The 17069-nt window shown below is 70.9% G+C and carries 14 protein-coding genes and 1 pseudogene; 6 read left to right on the forward strand and 9 right to left on the reverse strand.

Going from position 1 to position 17069, the window contains the following annotated elements; all coding sequences use genetic code 11:
• Positions 1-6: 6 nt before the first annotated feature.
• The 3 genes and pseudogenes from AB0J08_RS18455 to AB0J08_RS18465 all read right to left on the reverse strand — a co-directional run.
• Entirely contained in the window at positions 7-2544 is a 2538-nt protein-coding gene (locus AB0J08_RS18455; protein WP_360634640.1) for an FAD-dependent monooxygenase, read from the reverse strand.
• Positions 2541-2942, reverse strand: coding sequence for a thioesterase family protein (locus AB0J08_RS18460; RefSeq protein ID WP_360634757.1), 402 nt, complete (start codon positions 2940-2942; stop codon positions 2541-2543). The genes AB0J08_RS18455 and AB0J08_RS18460 overlap by 4 nt, the downstream gene beginning before the upstream one ends.
• 27 nt (positions 2943-2969) lie before the next feature.
• Positions 2970-4568: pseudogene (locus AB0J08_RS18465) on the reverse strand (AMP-binding protein); the annotation flags it as partial.
• 386 nt (positions 4569-4954) lie between these two features.
• Here AB0J08_RS18465 and AB0J08_RS18470 point away from each other — a divergent pair.
• Together AB0J08_RS18470 and AB0J08_RS18475 are read left to right on the forward strand one after the other, a co-directional pair.
• The gene (locus AB0J08_RS18470) at positions 4955-6301 is read left to right on the forward strand and encodes a cytochrome P450 (RefSeq protein WP_360634643.1); all 1347 of its coding nucleotides are present in this window, start codon (positions 4955-4957) and stop codon (positions 6299-6301) included.
• A gap of 46 nt (positions 6302-6347) precedes the next feature.
• Positions 6348-7490 (forward strand): hypothetical protein, encoded by a 1143-nt coding sequence (locus tag AB0J08_RS18475; RefSeq protein ID WP_360634646.1) that lies wholly within the window; start codon positions 6348-6350, stop codon positions 7488-7490.
• Between the two features lie 78 nt (positions 7491-7568).
• On the opposite strand, the gene AB0J08_RS18480 is transcribed toward AB0J08_RS18475, so the two are convergent.
• Together AB0J08_RS18480 and AB0J08_RS18485 are read right to left on the reverse strand one after the other, a co-directional pair.
• Complete coding sequence (locus AB0J08_RS18480; protein ID WP_360634650.1) at positions 7569-8246, reverse strand: rhomboid-like protein; 678 nt, start codon at positions 8244-8246, stop codon at positions 7569-7571.
• A gap of 29 nt (positions 8247-8275) precedes the next feature.
• The gene (locus AB0J08_RS18485) at positions 8276-8665 is read right to left on the reverse strand and encodes a hypothetical protein (RefSeq protein WP_360634653.1); all 390 of its coding nucleotides are present in this window, start codon (positions 8663-8665) and stop codon (positions 8276-8278) included.
• A 254-nt stretch (positions 8666-8919) separates the two neighbouring features.
• Here AB0J08_RS18485 and AB0J08_RS18490 point away from each other — a divergent pair, with 254 nt between their 5' ends.
• The 4 genes from AB0J08_RS18490 (at position 8920) to AB0J08_RS18505 (ending at position 12018) form a co-directional block, all read left to right on the forward strand.
• Positions 8920-9231 (forward strand): hypothetical protein, encoded by a 312-nt coding sequence (locus AB0J08_RS18490; protein WP_360634656.1) that lies wholly within the window; start codon positions 8920-8922, stop codon positions 9229-9231.
• Positions 9232-9236: 5 nt separating this feature from the next.
• Positions 9237-10400, forward strand: coding sequence for a hypothetical protein (locus AB0J08_RS18495; RefSeq protein WP_360634659.1), 1164 nt, complete (start codon positions 9237-9239; stop codon positions 10398-10400).
• Positions 10400-10861 carry a hypothetical protein gene (locus AB0J08_RS18500; protein ID WP_360634662.1) on the forward strand — a complete coding sequence of 154 codons (462 nt, stop codon included), beginning with the start codon at positions 10400-10402 and terminating at the stop codon, positions 10859-10861. The genes AB0J08_RS18495 and AB0J08_RS18500 overlap by 1 nt, the downstream gene beginning before the upstream one ends.
• Positions 10862-11172: 311 nt before the next feature.
• Entirely contained in the window at positions 11173-12018 is an 846-nt protein-coding gene (locus tag AB0J08_RS18505) for an NDP-sugar synthase (protein ID WP_360634665.1), read from the forward strand.
• 15 nt (positions 12019-12033) lie between these two features.
• Here AB0J08_RS18505 and AB0J08_RS18510 read toward each other — a convergent pair whose 3' ends face one another.
• From AB0J08_RS18510 to AB0J08_RS18525, 4 genes are all read right to left on the reverse strand, one after another.
• Positions 12034-12846, reverse strand: a complete 813-nt coding sequence (locus tag AB0J08_RS18510; protein ID WP_360634668.1) for an inositol monophosphatase — start codon at positions 12844-12846, stop codon at positions 12034-12036.
• On the reverse strand, positions 12843-14030 hold the full coding sequence (locus tag AB0J08_RS18515; protein WP_360634671.1) for a phosphotransferase: 1188 nt from the start codon (positions 14028-14030) through the stop codon (positions 12843-12845). The genes AB0J08_RS18510 and AB0J08_RS18515 overlap by 4 nt, the downstream gene beginning before the upstream one ends.
• A gap of 6 nt (positions 14031-14036) precedes the next feature.
• Positions 14037-15671: a 1-deoxy-D-xylulose-5-phosphate synthase N-terminal domain-containing protein gene (locus AB0J08_RS18520; protein WP_360634674.1), complete on the reverse strand. Its 1635-nt coding sequence runs from the start codon at positions 15669-15671 to the stop codon at positions 14037-14039.
• Between the two features lie 88 nt (positions 15672-15759).
• The gene (locus tag AB0J08_RS18525) at positions 15760-17028 is read right to left on the reverse strand and encodes an aromatic ring-hydroxylating dioxygenase subunit alpha (RefSeq protein ID WP_360634677.1); all 1269 of its coding nucleotides are present in this window, start codon (positions 17026-17028) and stop codon (positions 15760-15762) included.
• Between the last annotated feature and the right edge of the window lie 41 nt (positions 17029-17069).

Genomic DNA, 17069 nt, shown 5'->3' on the forward strand with positions numbered 1-17069 from the left:
CCTCCGTCAGTTCGGCGCGGGTTCGGTGGGTTGGCGCTCCGTGGGCTCGCGCTCGGCGGGCTCGCGCTCGGTCCGGTGCTCCGGCCGGTCCGGGGCCCGCTCCGGCGGCGGGGCGTCGGGGCGGCCGGGCAGCCAGCGGCGGTGAACCGGCGCCGCCGCCGTCTCCGGCAGCAGCCGCAGCCGCGGCGCGACCCGGTCCGCGCCGGGCCCCGGCGGCCGGCGGCTGCCCGCCTGCCAGGGCTGCGGCCAGCGTGCGCCGGGCCCCGTGTAGCCCTGCTCGGCGGCGGCGTGCAGCGTCCACAGCGGGTCGTACAGCTGCGCCCGGCCGACCGCGACCAGGTCGGCCCGGCCGGCCAGCAGCACCGAGTTGGCGTCGTCGTGGCCGGAGATCGCGCCGACCGCGATGGTCGGCACCTCGGTCGCGTGGCGGATCAGGTCGGCGAACGGCACCTGGTAGCCGCGTCCGTACGGCACCTGCTGGTGCGCGACCACCTCGCCGGTGGAGACGTCCAGGGCGTCCGCTCCCGCGTCGGCCAGCGCCCGGCCGATCGCGACCGCCTCCGCCTCGGTGGTGCCACCCGGTGCCCAGTCGGCGGCCGAGATCCGCACCACGACCGGTTTGCCGGCCGGCCAGGCGGCCCGCACGGCGGCCAGCACCTCCAGCGCCAGCCGCAAGCGGTGCTCCAGCGGACCGCCGTACTCGTCGGTACGCCGGTTGGTCAGCGGCGAGAGGAACCCGGAGACCAGGTGGCCGTGGCCGAACTGCAGGCCCAGCACGTCGAACCCGGCCCGGTCGGCGCGGGCCGCGGCCGCCGCGAAGTCGGCCACCACGCCGGCCAGTTCCGCCGCCGAGGCCTCGCGCGGCGGCGGACCGGCCGCCTCCCAGGGCAGCGGAGAGGCGGCCAGCGTCGGCCAGCCGTCCGTGAGCGGGTGCCCGATCCCGTCCGCGCCGGGCACCGTGCTCGCCGCGCGCCGGCCGGCATGGGTCAGCTGGATTCCCAGCGGGGTGTCGCCGAGCTCCCGCACCGCGCGCACGACGGAGCGCCAGGCCTCCTCCTGGGCGTGCGACCACAGACCGGGGCAGCGCTCGGTGGCCCGGCCCCGCGCGCTGACGGCGGTCATGCCGGTGAAGACCAGACCGGCGCCGCCGAGGGCCTGCGCGGCGAGCTGGGCCCGGTCGAAACCGCTGGGCAGCCCGTCCACCGCCGTGAAGGTGGCCAGTGGCGGCACCACGATCCGGTTGCGCAGCCGGAGCCGGCCCAGCCGCAGCGGCCGGAACATCGGCGGGACGCTCCGGGCGCCGTCGGGCGCGGTGCGGTCGGGCGTGGTGTCGTCGGCAGTCGTGTCGTCGGCAGGCGCGTCGCCGGTCGCCGCGTGGTCGAAGGCGGCGTCGACGGAGTCCACGAAGGCGGCGTCGCGGGCGCGCAGGTTCCCGTAGGTGACCCGCCGGCTGCGGGTCAGCAGGTTGAAGGCGAACTGCTCGGGGCCCTGGCCGGTGTGCCGTTCGACGGTCTCGAACCACTCCAGGCTGGCCTGGGCGGCCCGCTGCGCGGACGCCACCACCGGCCGCCGCTCGGCCTCGTACGCCGCCAGCGTCCGGGCCGGATCCGGCTGTTCGTGCAGCGCGGCGGCCAGCGCGAGGGCGTCCTCCAGGGCGAGTTTGGTGCCCGAGCCGATCGAGAAGTGCGCGGTGTGGGCGGCGTCCCCGAGCAGCACCACGTTGCGGTGGTGCCAGGTCGCGTTGCGCACGGTGGTGAAGCGGATCCAGCGCGAGGCGCTGGGGATCAGCCGGTGGCCGTCCAGGTGCCCGGCGAGCAGTCGTTCGCACCGCCGCACGCTCGCCAGGTCGCTCTCGCCGCGCCCGGGCTCCCGCCCGGCCGGTACCTCGAAGCCGGCCTTGCGCCACGCCTCCTCGGCGATCTCCACGATGAAGGTCGAGCGTCGATCGCTGTAGGGGTAGGCGTGCACCTGCAGCGTGCCGAAGTCGTACTGCTCGACGATGAACGTGAAGGCCTCGAAGACCTTGTCGGTGGCGAGCCAGATGTAGCGGCAGTGCCGCTCGTCGAGCTCGGGCCGGAAGGTCTCCGCGAACGCCGCCCGGGTCGCCGAGCGGACGCCGTCGGCGGCCACCACCAGGTCGTACTCGGCCGCCAGGCGCTCGACCGCCGGCGCGGGCGTGCGGTAGCGCACGTCGACCCCCAGCTCGGCGCAGCGCCGTTGCAGGATCGCGCGCAGCCGGTTGCGGTCCAGCGCGGCGAAGCCGTGCCCGCCGCAGGTGCGCACCCGGCCGGCGTACCGGACGTCGATGTCGCTCCAGCGGGCGAACTCGGCCGACAGCGCGGCGAACACCTGGGGGTCGGCCTGGGCGATGCCGTCCAGCGTCTCGTCCGAGAAGACCACGCCGAAGCCGAACGCGTCGTCCCGGGCGTCGCGCTCCCACACGGTGATCTCCCGGTGCGGCGCCGACCGCTTGGCCAGCGCGGCGAAGTAGAGCCCGCCGGGACCGGCCCCGATCACCGCGATCCGCCGCACGCCGGCGCTCACCGGTACGCCTCCGGTTGCTGCGGCCCGGACTCCGCCAGAGCCCGGCGCACCTCGGCGGGCCAGGGCTCGGCGCCCTTGGCCCGCACGGCGGCGTGCACCACCGACATCCGGCCGGCGGCGGCCGGGCCCTGCGGACCATGGACCTCGAAGGCGTAGTGCAGCGAGGAGCCGCCGACCCGCAGCACCCGCAGCTCGGTGCGGACCAGGTCGCCGAACCAGAGGCGTTCGCGGTAGTCGGCCTCGAAGTGCACCCGCGGGATCCTGCCGTACAGGTCGGCCAGTCCGAGCCGGCGCAGCAGCACCGCCTCGGCCGCCTCGACCCAGCGTTGCACCGCCGAGAAGTGGTAGTGCCCGGCCGCGTCGGTGTCCGACCACTCCACCCGGCGCTCCACCGCCACGCTCGCCGGGCGCGCGGCCGTCCGCCGGCGCAGTTCGGCCCGGTGCAGCTTGCCGGTCGCAGTGCGCGGCAGCTCGGCGACGAACTCGACCTCGCGCGGGTACTTGTACGGTGCGATGGTCCGCTTGACGTGCTCCTGGAGCGCCCGGACCGTCTCCGGCCCGGCCGGAACGCCCTCGCGCAGCACCACGTAGGCCTTGACGACGGTCCCGCGCCGGTCGTCGGGCGCGCCGACCACCGCACTGTCCAGGACGTCGGGGTGGCCGGCGAGCGCCTGCTCGACCTCGGGCCCGGCGATGTTGTAGCCGGCCGAGACGATCATGTCGTCGGTGCGCGCCTGGTACCAGAAGTACCCGTCGCTGTCGCGGACACAGGTGTCGCCGGTGAGGTTCCAGCCGTTGCGCACGTAGCCGCGCTGGCGCTCGTCGCGCAGGTAGCGGCACCCGGTCGGTCCCTTGACGGCGAGCAGGCCCGGATGGCCGTCGGGGACGGGGGAGCCGTCCGGGTCGAGGACGGCGGCCCGGTAGCCGGGGACGGGTCGGCCGGTCGCTCCGGGGCGGATGTCACCGTCGGCGGCGGAGATGAACACGTGCAGCAGCTCGGTGGCGCCGATCCCGTCGATCAGCCGCTGCCCGGTGGCCGCGTGGAAGGCCTGCCAGACGGAGGCCGGCAGGTGCTCGCCGGCCGAGACGCAGCGCCGCACCCCGGCCAGCCGGTCGGCCAGCCCGGCGGCCAGGATCGCCCGGTAGGCGGTCGGCGCGGTGAACAGCACGCTGACCCGGTGCCGGGCGACCTGCTCGGCGAGCTCCTCCGGGCCGGTCCGCTCCAGCAGCAGCGCGGCGGCGCCGACCCGCAGCGGGAAGACCACCAGTCCGCCGAGGCCGAAGGTGAAGGCCAGCGGCGGGGTGCCGGCGAAGAGGTCGTCGCAGGTGGGCCGCAGCAGGTGCCTGGAGAAGGTGTCGGCGTTGGCGAGGACGTCGCGGTGGAAGTGCAGGGTGGCCTTGGGCCGACCGGTGGTGCCGGAGGTGAAGGCGATCAGCGCCACGTCGTCGGCGGCGGTGGGTACGGCGGCGAAGCGGCCGCGCCGGGTCGCGCAGCGGGCGGTGAGGTCGTCCGGTCCGGGGCCGCCGTAGGCCAGGACGGTGAGGTCGGGTATCGCGGCCCGTTCCAGCTCGGCCAGGCTGCGGTGGTCGCACAGCGCCGCGACCGGCAGGCTGATCTCGTGCATCGCGGTGAGCTCGGGTGCCCGCAGCAGCGGCATGGTGCTGACCGCCACCAGGCCGGCCTTCAGCACGCCGAGCCAACAGGCGACCAGCCAGGGCGTGTTGGGGCCGCGCAGCAGCACCCGGTTGCCGGTGACCAGGCCCAGGTCCTCGGTCAGTACCCGGGCCACCGCGTCCGCGTGCTCGCGCAGCTCGCCGTAGGTCCACTGCTCCGTCGGGGTGAGCATGCAGCGCCGGTCGGGGCCGAGGCGCTCGATCGTCTCGTCGAGCAGTGCGTGCGCGCAGTTGAGCCGGTCCGGATAGGCCAGCTCGGGCAGTTCGAAGAGAAGCTCCGGCCACTGGTCGAGCGGCGGGAGGCTGTCACGGCAGAAGGTGTCCAGATGCGCTGAGGGTGTGAGCTCCATACGGCGGCACCTCTTCGGCGAGCGGGGAGTGAGGCCAGTATGGCGCTCTGCTGACGCCAGTCAAGAGAGCGATACACGCATTGGAGTGACGGCGGCCGCGCACGGGGGCCGCCGTTCGACCCGCAGGCCGTGTGAGCGGGCGGCGCGGCCGGCCGTGTCGGTCGCCACGTCACGGCGGAGGCGGCACCCGGGTGGCGTACACGAATGCGATTCAGGCCGGGGAGACCGGTCCCGGCGAATTCCCCGGCGCGGCCGGAAAGTACTCGGAAATGTTTTCGGGGCGGCCTCGACCTTCTCAACACCCCTGGCAAGGTGCCAAATTGGCTGCTCCGGGAAGCGCGGCCAGGTGTCGCGCGTCCCCGAACCAGCTGCGGCGAAGGGGATGTATGACCGCGACCACGTCCACCGGCTACCTGGCCTCCCGCGCACCCGGCGCCCGTCCGCTGCTCGGGCACGTCCCGGCCCTGTTCCGCGATCCGCTGCCGTTCCTGCGCTCGCTCGCCGAGCAGGGCGATCTGGTGGAGATCCGGCTCGGACCGCAGCGCGCGATGATGGTCTGCTCCCCGGGGCTGTTCCACCAAGTCCTCACCGACACCCGGCACTTCGACAAGGGCGGACCGCTCTTCGACAAGCTGAGGTGGTTCCTGGGCGACGGCCTGGGCTCCACCCCGCACGACGTGCACCGCCGACAGCGACGGCAGCTGCAGCCCGCGTTCCGTCCGGACGCGCTCGCCCGCTATCTGGAGGTGATGGCGGAGGAGACCCGCGCCGCCTCGTCGGACTGGCAGGACGGTGCGGTGATCGAGGTCGAGCAGCACGCGTACCAGCTGATCGCCCGGATCATCACCAGGACGATGTTCTCCGTGGACGGCTCGTCCGCCGCGGTGGCCGGGATCGCCGAGGCCTACCCGGAGTTCCACCAGGGCATCGGCCGGCACATGCGCTCGCCGTCCCGGTTGCTCGACCGGCTGCCCACCCCCGCCAACCGCCGCTTCCGGCAGGTGTGTTCCACCGTGAGCCGGGAGGTCGAGGCCGCGATCGAGGCCCGCCGTCGCGACGGCGCCGGCACCGGTCACGACCTCCTGGCCCTCATGGTCAGGGAGGGGTTGAGCGACCGGGAGATGCGCGACCAGGTCGTCACCATGCTCACCGGCGGGATCGGCACGTCCGCCTCGGCGCTCGGCTGGGCGCTGTTCTTCCTCTCCCGTGACCCCGCCCTGGCCGACGCCGTCGCGCGGGAGGCCCGGGCCGCTCTCCCGGTGGGCGTCGATCCCGGCCGGGACGTCCTGGACCGGCTGGACCTCGCCCGTCGGGTGGTGACGGAGACGCTGCGGTACTACCCGTCCGCCTGGTTCTACAGCCGCACCGTCACCGCGCCCGTCGAACTGGCCGGCCGCAGGCTCCGGCCCGGCACCGCGATCCTGCTCTCGCCGTACCTGATCCACCACCGCGCCGACCTCTACCCCGAGCCCGAACTCTTCGACGCCGACCGCTGGTCGCCCGCCCGCCGGGCCGAGATGGCGCACGGGTCCTACATCCCCTTCGGGGCGGGCGCCCGCAAGTGCATCGGGGACGTCTACGCCCTGACCGAGATCACCCTGGCGGTGGCCGTGATCACCCGCCGGTGGCGACTGGAGCCGCTGCCCGGCCCCGTGCCCCGCCACCTGCTCGAACCCCGGCCGTGGACCGTGATCCATCCGGCCCCGCTGCACCTTCGGCTCCACCGACGCTGAACCGCCGCCCCGAGCGGACCGATCCGAAGGAGAGGCCGGCGCCCGTATGACGACGCCTCAACCCGTACCCGCACCCCCGCCCGTACCCGACGACCTCCGGCTGCTGCCCGGCCCCGACCACATCCTGTACCGGCTGCCGGCGCGGATGTCCCCGTACCGGGCGGACCTGGAGCTGCTCATCCTGGAGTGGGCCGACCGCTTCGGCCTGGTGGACGGTCCGCGCGCCCGCCGGCGACTCGCCGACACCCACCTGGGCGAGCTCATCGCCCGCTGCTACCCCCATTTGCGGGCGGAGCGCCTCGCGCCGCTCGCGGGCTGGTTCACCTGGGCGTTCGTCATCGACGACCTCTACGACGGCTGCGCCTCGGTCGAGGCCGCCGGCCACGCCCGGGCCACCCTCGGGGTGCTGGCGGCCTCCTGCTCGCTCCGGCCGGGCGGGCCGGCACCGGCGCCGCCCCCGGACCGGTCCCCACCCCGGGACACCCCGCCCCTGGTGATCGAACTCGCGGAGGTGTGGCGGTGCCTCGCCGTCCACCAGAGCCTCCAGTGGCAGCTGCGGTTCAACGCGCACATGGGACAGTTCCTGGACGCCTTCCGCTACGAGGCGATCAACCGCGAACACCGGCACGTCCCCGCCCTCGGCGGCTACACGCAGCTGCGCCGGGCCTCCGGCGGCATCACGCCCTCGCTGGACCTGCTGGAGTACGCGGCCGGTCTGGAGGTCCCCGCGCTGTTCCACGAGTCCGAGCAGCTCCGCACCATGGTCAACAAGGCCGCCGACGTCGTGGTCTGGGTCAATGACGTCCTCTCCCTGAAGAAGGAGCTCGCCGTCGGAGAGGTCACCAACGGCGTGCTCGCCGTCAGCCGGGAGCTACGCTGCGGGATCCAGGACGCCGTCGACCACGTGTACCGCAGGGTCGCCAGCGACATCCGTGCCTTCCTGCGCGCGGAGGAGTCCCTCGCCGCGCTCTGCGGCAGCTGGCACGGTCTGCGGGAGGCCGACCGGATCGCGATCACCGCCTTCACCGACGGCCTGAAGGCCTGGATGCGCGGCAACCTCGACTGGGGCCTCAACTCCCGCCGCTACCTGGAGGCCGACACCCTCCGGCTCACCACCGACCCGGCCCTGCTCGGCCCGCGGCCCGGGCCGGCGTCTCCCTCCGGAGGCCGAACTCCTCCGTACCGGTGATCCACCGGCCGCCTCGCCCGGCCGCCCGCCGCCTCGCCGGCGCTCCGGCCGCCCGTCACCGGCGGGGGCCTCCGGCGGTCACCGGCGGGCGCCTCCGGCCGTCACCGGCGGCGCGCCGAGGACGGCCCGGTGGGCCACCGGGCGCAGGCCGAGCCGGTGGGCGCCCGCAACGGCCAGACCGGCCGTGAAGGCGAGCACATGGCCGACGGCGGACACCTCGCCGTCCCCGATCCCGGACAGCAGGTCGGGGGCGGCGACCGCCAGCAGCACCAGCCACACCGCCCGCGACCACACCGGACGGGCCCGCCCGATCGCCACCGCCAGCGCGGCCACCACGACGTAGGACGGGCCGGTGTCCAGCACGTGCGCCTCGGCGGCCGGCAGCGAGCCGTGCTCGATGCGCCACCACACCAGCCCCTCCGTCAGCCCGGTCGCGGCCACGTGGGCGAGGGCCAGCGCCGCCACGGCGCGGCGGGCGCCGAGCACCGACACCACCGCGAAGACGGACAGCGCGAAGAGCGGCCACACCCAGAGGGTGCTCTGCGGAACGAACACGGACACCGCCAGCGACTCGACCGGGTGGCCCGACGGCCAGGGGCGCAGGTTGTCGAGGTTGGTCGACGCCCACTCCCGCAGCGCCGACACCTGCTCGGGCGGCAGCAGCCGCAGGACCGGCCACATCGCGGTGAGCACGGCCACGTACCAGGACGCAGGGTTGCGGATCAGGCGCCGCAGTGAAGCTCGGGTCGGACGCATCCCGGCCACTGCCGGGCGCATGCCGGCCACTACCGGGCGCGGCGCCGCGGCCGCGGGCCGCCGGCGAGTGCGGCGCCTGCGGCGACGGCCACGACACCGGCGGCCATCAGCCCGTGCCGCGAGCGCCAGGACAGCACCGACCAGCGCGAGTTCGCGGACAGCAGCGACCCGAGGCTCAGCCACGACCCGGCGGACAGCGCGGACATCGCCGAGCCCGCCGAGCCGATCGACAGCACGCTGCCGACCGACCCCACCGAGAGCACCGAGCCGACCGAGCCGATCGACAGCACCGAGCCGACCGACCCGACCGAGAGGACGGAGTCCCTGGACCAGCGGGCCCACGCGGGTGAGGCCGACGACGAAGACGGCAGGGAGGAGGCCGACAGGGCCGATGACGAGGAATCAGTACGCTCCGACATCCGCCGATCGTATGCCGTCGCCCCCGCCCCGGCCGGCCGCGCCCCGCCCCGGGCGCCGCCTCCGCGCCCGCCGGCCTCGGGGGCACCCGCGCGGCCAGGCCGGAACCCCTGACCGGCTCGTCCGTCGCTATCGCCATGACGAACCGTCACGCAGCCTGTCAGGTAGCGACATCGGGGGAACCAGGGGGTTCCGCCGTTCGTCTCCCTTGGCGCACACTCCGCAGAACTACTCGACACGAGGAGTAACGGTGGACGTGACCGACCTGAACGGGAGCACTGTTCGCGCCGACCCGCAGGCGCTGGCGGGGGCGGGCAAGATCGCGCTGGACTTCCGGCAGATCCTGCTGGCGACCTCGGGAACGCTGGAGACCGCGGCCAACGGCGCCGCCGGAGGCCTGGCCGGCTGGCAGACCGCCTCCGCGCTGACCCGGTTGGCCCAGATGTGGGAGAAGCAGTCGGATGCGCTCGCCGAGCGACTCGGCCGCACCGGCGGAAACCTGGAGGTCACCGCCCAGGAGTACCGTTCGACCGAGGCCGCCAACCAGGCCGCCTTCGAAGGGCGGTGAGTGCGATGCTGACCGTCGATCAGGTCCGTGACGCCAAACTCGGCCCGCTGCGGTCGGCCGGGCAGGGCTGGGTGACCCAGTCCCGCTTCCTCGCCGCGCTGGCCGGCCGCTTCCGCACCGAGGTCGCCGACGCGACGGCCCGCAGCGGCTGGGCGGGCCCGGCGGCCGATGCCGCGCGGGCCGCGATGGCCGACGACCAGCGGCAGCTGGACGCGGCCCAGCGGGAGGCGACGGCGCTCGGCACCGCGCTGACCACCGCCGTGGCCGAGTTCGACGCCGCGCAGCGGGCCCTGGTCCAGGCCCTGGACGACGCCGCCCGCCTGGGCGTGAACGTGACCTCCGACGGTGGGGTGAGCTGGCCGGAGTCCGTGCGCAACGATCCCGACACCCGGTCCGGCGAGCTCCCGGAGAAGGCCCGCGAGGTGCACGGGCGGATCAACGACGCCCTGCAACGGGCCACCCTGGCGGACCAGGCGGCCTTCCAGGACATCACCGACGACCTGGGCATCCACGAGGACGCGTTCAACGCCACCGCCCACGACGGGCGCCGGGCCGACCCGGGCACCATCCTGGCCGGCTACCAGGTCAAGGACGATCCGCACGGCACGGTGAAGTACCCGGACGCGTTCACCGCCTGGCTCCTCGACATCGACCGGCAGAAGATCACCGCAACCGAGGCGGTCATGCTGGACGGGCTCACCGTGTTCGCCCGGAAGGAGTTCGCGGAGATCACGGATCGGGCGCACGGCGTCTCGGACAAGAAGTTCTCCGCCGTCAACGCCGCGAACGACAGCCATCGGGACGCGTTCCGGCACGCTTACTGGAACGCGCTGATGACGAAACGCTTCGGCGAGGACTGGGCCCGGCGTTATGCGAGCGCGCACGAGCAGAGGCCGGGCAATCCCGGCGACCGGGAAGCCATGGATCTCTTCAACAACGAGGTCGGCCGCCGGATCGCCGCGGCGAATCCGCACGCCTCGGAGAAGGACCTGGAACGTCTGGTGGAGGAGGCCGTGCTGCGCGGTGACACGGTGGTGATCAAGCCGGAGGGCGGCGCCCTGGCCTACAGCGACCAGGTCGAGGACGGCAAGACCGGCGAGAGCGACGGCAAACCGTTCGAGGGCAAGGGTCAGGACCCGGGCGGAGTGCCGTCGGAGCTGAAGTCCTGATGGCGACCCGCCGCGCTCCGGCACCGGCGCTCACCGGACTGCTCGCCGCCGTCCTCGCCGGGGTGCCGGTCGCCGGGTGCGCCGCGGGCGAGGATCCGGTGCAGGCCGTGATCAGTGCCGAACTGGACCGGGAGCTGGCGGCGTTGGGGCCGGCCGGCCCGGGCGGGGTGACCCTGACCTCACCGGGGGGCCTCGACTGGGACACGGTGTACGTGTTCGGCCGCGGCACCCGGGACGAGGAGATCTCGAAGGTGGTCGGCGACCCGGTTCACTGGGAGGAACAGGACGTCAGCCGGTCGTCGTCCGAGCTGATGGTCTTCGTCGCCGGGGGCGAGGCCGTCGGTGCCTACGAGATCGCCGTCGGGTTCGGCCGGGTCGACTACCGGCGGCCGCTGCATCGGGAGGTGCGGCTGGCGGCCGCCACCGGGGTCGACGCCGCGGTCCGCGTGGTCGGTCAGTAGGGCTACCGGGGATCGAGGCCGGTGCGGGCCGCCGATCAGCGGCAGCTCGGCAGCTCGGCAGCTACGGCGAGGCGCTCTACGCGATGGCCGAAGCACGGACGTCGGTGGTGGAGTTGGGCTTGCACGGTGGCCGGACCGGCGCTCGGGCCCGTCCGCCCTGTGCCGTCGACGGTCCCGGACAGCCTCGGGCACGGCAATGTAGGGTTCACCAGGCAACTGCTCCGGTCCCCTGGACGGTCTCGACGTTTCGGAGGTCAGCAGTCGGATCCGCCTGGTGAACCGTCCGGGCCAGATCGTTCACGAGGAGAGCCATGTCCGCCGATCGCGTAGTTGAGCAGCTGAGCGACGTATGGGTGGCCATGCCGATCGGCGGCATGGCCACCCGGGCCCGCGAGACGACCAACGACACCATTCCCAAGCATCTGCTGCGCCTCGACAGCGGAGAAACGATCTTGTCAACCATCTGCCGCGAACTGCAGCGGATCGGCTTTCGACGGTTCGTGTTCTGCGTGGGACATATGTCCGATCAAATCGTCGAGCACCTTCAGGGCGAGGAGTGGGTGTGGAAAGCGGGTGTTTCCTACGTCTTCTCCGAGGAACGGACCCCGCTCGGACCCGATGGCGCGGTGCTCGCGGCGGTCAAACGCTGGCAGTTGCAGGGCCACGTCCTGATGATGCCGGGCGACCTGCTGCTCCCCTGGGACGAGCTCGCCGAGATGACCTCGGCACATGTCGGCCGTGAGCCGTCGATGACGGCGGCCGTCACGAGTCACCTCACCCCTCGGACCACCGATGTCGGACGGTTCGTCGTCGATGCCACCACCTGGCGCCTTCGGCACGTCTACGATCGCCGTGAACCGGTGGCACCCACGGCACCCGGTGAACTGGCACTCACCAGTGCCGGTGCGATCGCGCTGTCAACGGATCACTTCATCGAGGTGTGCGAGGAGTACGCCAAGGCCCACCCCGGCGAGAACGGTCCGCTGGGACTGCGTGACAACGTGTTCCCCTGGGCCATCGAGAGCGGCGGCTTCACCATGCATGCCCACGATCTTCGGGGTGAGTTGCTCGACCTGGGCACTCCCGCGAACATTGACTACGGCCGGAAGAACTGGCAGCGGTACGTGAGCGCCGAGGTCGCCGGCATCGGTTCGTAGCGGAAACCGCCGGGGTCAGAGCTCTCGCCGGCCGTGGGCCAACGCCAGCAGCGTGTCACAGGTGCGTGCGCTCCCGACCACGAGGACGGACGAGCCGCTGTCGAGGCTCTCCATGCCGATCACGGCCCCGGCCTCTTTCGCGATGACCAGTCCGGCCGCGATGTCGATGAATTTGTCCTCGGTGAGTCCCCAGCTGAGGTATCCGCCGAAGTGCCCCTGGGCGAGCCAGGCGAGGGACAGTGAACCCGACCCTATGCTTCGGACCCGATAGAACGAGTGAAACAACTCGGCCAGCAGTTCGTCCTGCCTTGCCTTCTTTGCCGGATCGTCCTGACGCATGAAGAAATCGATGGCCAGCTGCATCCGGGCCGGATCCGCAGGTGCGTGGTAAGAGAGCCGGCGGCCGTTGAGAAAGGCTCCGCGGCCTTCTGTGGCCGTGTAGAGCTGCCTGCTGACCGGGTTGTATATCACTCCGAATATCGGTGTGCCGTTTCTTTCGAGACTTACCGTCACACTCCATATCGGCACTTCGCTGGCGAAGTTCTTCGTCCCGTCGATCGGGTCTATGTTCCACGTGTAGCCGTTACTGCTGCCGGTGCTCAGGTCGGGAAGCTCCTCCCCCCTGAAACCGCAGCCGGGAAAGACTTCGCGGCACAGTCCGTGAAACGCTCTTTCGATTTCATGGTCCACGTTCGTGGCCAGGTCGCCGCCGAGGTCCTTGATCTCGACGACGTCGAAGCTCCGCCACCGGTCGAGGGCCGAGTCCCCAGCCGACTTCACGAAGTCGATGACCCGCTCAAATTGGTGGTCGGCAAATTCCAGCATCATGGTTCCCGCGCGATCGAGGGGAGTAGGACACTGCCGGCCGGCGTGTCGGGGCCGGCCTCTTCCATCAGGTCCAGGTGGTCGTTCGCCGTCTCCAGGTGATGGAGCATCAACGGCAGGGCCATCTCCGACCGTGCGGTCGGGATGAAGGTGTGCGCGGCGGCGAAGGCGTGGAGGTCGGCGGCGAGGACGGCTCGGTCGAGGAGTCTCGGGTCGGCTGCCAGATCGGTCGCGAATATCTCGGGCAGCACGTCCTCCAGCACGGCTCGCGCTATCTCCCTGGACCGGAGGCCGAGGTCGGGATCGACGAAGGTCTTCAAGCCTCCGACCTCGATCTCGCCGCCACGCGCCGATACGGCCGGCAGGACGAGCCTCTTTTCGTAAGCAGGTTCGACATAGTCCAGTGAGATGATGAACTTGCCGATGTCATAGGCCATGTCGCCGCCGGCGTGAAAGCCGTTCGGGTCGAAGAACAGTGGCTTGTCGGTACCCTGCCTGATCATGATGTTCCCCAGATGGGGATCACCGTGTATGAGCCGCATCGAACCTTGCCGGGGCACCATGGTCCTCATCAGGACCGGGCTGGTCCTGATCCTCTCCAGAATGGCCAGCGGGGTGAGCAGGCTGCGCCCGTTGAGAGATACGGACGATCTGCTGATGATGTCCCGGAAGGCCAGGTCCAGCTGAAGTCTGCTCAGCTCGCCGATGTTGGCACCGCTGATGTCGACGGCCCGGTCGGCCCGGTCGGTCCGGTCGGTGTACCGATCGAGCCGCTTCGCTATCCGATCGATGTAGTTCCTGCGGGCGAACGCGGCCGGCTGCTCGGTGGAGGGATGCGCGTACAGCGTCGTTTTGAGGGCCGTGATGCTCGCCTTGATATGGTTGACCGCCTCGACGACCCCGGTGTGCCGGTCGAGGGCTATGTTCCTGAGCAGCCTTCCCTCGTAATAGGGCATCTCGTACGAGAAGCTTCGACCGGTCACGTCCCGCTCGGCCCCGATGACCTGGCAGAAGTATTCTCTGGCCGGCTCCGGCAGGGTCTCGCGAATGAAGGCCGCTTCGTTCTCCAGTTTATCGTCGCCCGGATGTGCGGAGAACTTTCTGACGACCGGTCCGCTCTTCGCGTCGAGGCGGTACCACAGTTCGGTGAATTCCCCCTTGTGGAGTAGTCGTGCTATCTCTGCCATCGTGCCCTACGCGTCCATGAGCTGCCGGGCGGCCGCCAGCACCGCCGCATCGTCGAAACCGATGTCCTCGAACACCTCGTCCAGCGTGCCGATGCCCGGGAAACGGTCGCGGATCCCGAGGATCTCGTAGTTCATCGGCTTGTGGAGGAGGTTGGCGACAATATGTTGCCCTATGCCCGACCGCACGAAGCCGTCCTCCAGTATCAGCATCCTGCTGATGTCGCCCATGGCGAGCCGGAGCGCTTCGAGGTCAACTGGCTTGACCTTCTGGATATGCAGAACCTGGACGTCGTCCAGCGTGTCGGCCAGGCGAAGTGCCTTGCCCAGCGTGTTCCCGATCGATATGACGCTGAGCTTGCCGCCCTCCCGTACTTCGACGACACCGCTCTCCGTGATGCCGATTTCGATGTCCTCGCCGGGTTTGTGGATGAAGACCGGACCGTCGTGCTCGAGCGCCCGGTCGAGGAGTTGGCCGAACTCGGCCAGGCTGGACGGGTGGTACAGCTCGGCGTGAGGAATCGCATTGAGGATCGGCAGTGTGTAGATCCCCTGGAGGGTCTGCCCCTGGCTCGAAATGCCCGATCCCGGCAGAACGAACACCATGGGGACCCGCAGCATGCACGCGTCGGTGATCTGGTCCAGCGCCCGGGGGAAGAAGGTGGCGGGCACGAAGCAGATCACCTTGTTGCCGTTCAGGGCCAGGGCGGCGGAGAACGTCACGCAGTGCTGCTCGTTGATCCCCGTGTCGAAGACGTGGTCCGGGTACATCTTCTTGAGCTCTTTGAGGCCCGTGCTCCGGGCGGCGGCGGGCGAGACGTAGTACACCTCTCCGTGCTTCTCCGCCAGCTGAGGCGCCTTCTCGAGGATCAGGTCCCGGAACTTGTTGACGGGCTTCTTCTTCAGCTCGCCCGTCGCGAGGTCGAACGGGTCGAGCCAGTGGAACGTGACGGGATCCCGGAGGGCCGGCTCGTAGCCCTTGCCCTTGACGGTCTTCACATGCAGGAAGACCGGGTGCTTCCGCTGTTTGATGTCGTCGAGCAGCTCGATCAGTTTCTGCGTGTCGTGGCCGTCCACGGCTCCGACGTATTCGAAACCCAGGCTCTCGCTGAACTCGCGCAGGGTGTTCCTGGTGTGGAGGTACCCGACGGTCTCCGTGACGGCGAAGTCGTTGTCGTTGTAGACGACCAGCAGGTTCGGCGCGAGAGCGCCGGCGTGATTGAGCGCCTCGAAGGGCTGGCCGGCGGTCATGGAGCCGTCGCCGAGCAGTGCGATCGACTTGTACTCGGGGTGGTTGACGGCGTAGCCGAGGGCGGCCGAGATGGAGATCCCGATGCGGCCGCCGATGTAGAAGTCGTACGGACTTTCATGGATGTCGGCGTACTCGCCTATGCCACCCCGGTGGTCCATGGTGGCGAAGGCTTCGGCGCGATCGGTCAGCAGCTTGTAGGCGTGCATCTGGTGCGCGCCGTCGAAGACGATCTTGTCTTTGGGGAAGTCGAAGACCTCGACCAGCGCCTGAATCACTTCGATGACCGCCAGCGGCGAGCCGACGTGGCCGCCGTCGACGGACATCTTTTCGATGATCACTTTTCGCATGCTCGCAGCTTCTGCGACCAGCTGGTCGGCCGACTTTCGGTTCACCGACATACTCTCTCCTTCGGGGCGATCACGACGCTGACGTGCCGATGGCCCGCGCGGCCCACACGGCCCGACGGCACCGACTCGGGGACTAGCCTTCTTGACCGGTCAGGAAGTCCTGGCCGATCCCCATGGCCTTCTCGAACAGGTGCCGTACGTCGGCCGGCTGCCCGGCCTGCATGGCATAGGACGGATCGTCGCTGAGCCGCCAGTCGAACACCCTCTTGAGTCGCCACTCGAAGAACTCGCGATCGACTCCTTCGCGGTACAGCTGGGGCCGGTCCAAGGGGAGGGCGATACACGTGTTCAGCTCGGGATCGCGAACTATTCCGCGCGGCTCCTCACCTCGTGAGACGCGCTCGATGTCCGCGAAGAGCCGCTTGCGGAGCAGGATGATCCCCTCGTCACTGCGACCCAGGTGTTCGCTGGTGCGATCAGCTATCTCGCCCTGGCCCACCCAGGCCGCGAAGTCCTGGTTCAGGACATGACTGGTGATCAGCTCACCGTCGTCCGCGGTCACGGGACCGTACCAGTGGGGGATCGGATCCTGATCGATCGCGGGCATGTCCGTCGGGAGCGGAGAGTAGTGCCAGACGATGTTGAGGGTGTGGGTGTCGTCCACCGGCACACGCCACTCAAGACTGCTTCCGGCGTAGAGCACGTTCGGCCACAGGCACGCGATGCCGCTGCTCTCCAGCTGGTTCGTCGGGGCGAGCGGAATCGGCAGGACGGCGGTCGTCAGCTCGGCTCGCCGAGCCACCGCGATACCGAACTCGAACTCCTGGAACTCTATGTTCGTATGGCGGGGGCCGCGCTCGGGATTCTCGGGATTCCCCGCGCGCGCGACGTAGTTGGTGTGCCGCCACTCGAAGTGCACCGGGTCCACGCCGTTCTCATGGCATTGCAGCCAGTTGCACGGCAGTTCGGACAGAATGATCTGGACGAAGCCGCGGTTCCAGGTGAAGGGTTCGAACATGGGTATGAGCGGAGCCGGCGCCGGGCCCAGGTAGGCCCAGACCATTCCGGCGAACCCGACAGCCTGGTACGACGTGACCTTCACCTTGTCCCGGAACGGCGCGGATGACTCGGCCAGGTCCTCATAGGGCTGCTCGACGCACGTTCCGGCTTGGTCGAACATCCAGCCGTGGTAGGAGCAGCGCAGGCTCCGGCCTTCCACCCAGCCTTGGCCCAGATCCGCGCCACGGTGGGGACACCGTCGCTGTACCAGGCCGTACTCATCGCCCTCGGTGCGGTACAGGACCAGGTCCTCGCCCAGCAACCGCAGTGTCTTCACCTGCTTCTCGGCGAACTCCGAGACCGCGGCGACCGGGTGCCAGTACCGGCGCAGCAGTTCACCCATGGGAGTCCCCGGGCCGACCCGGGTCAACATTTGATTCTTCG

It is taken from the genome of Kitasatospora sp. NPDC050463 (assembly GCF_040655255.1).
Lineage (GTDB): Bacteria > Actinomycetota > Actinomycetes > Streptomycetales > Streptomycetaceae > Kitasatospora.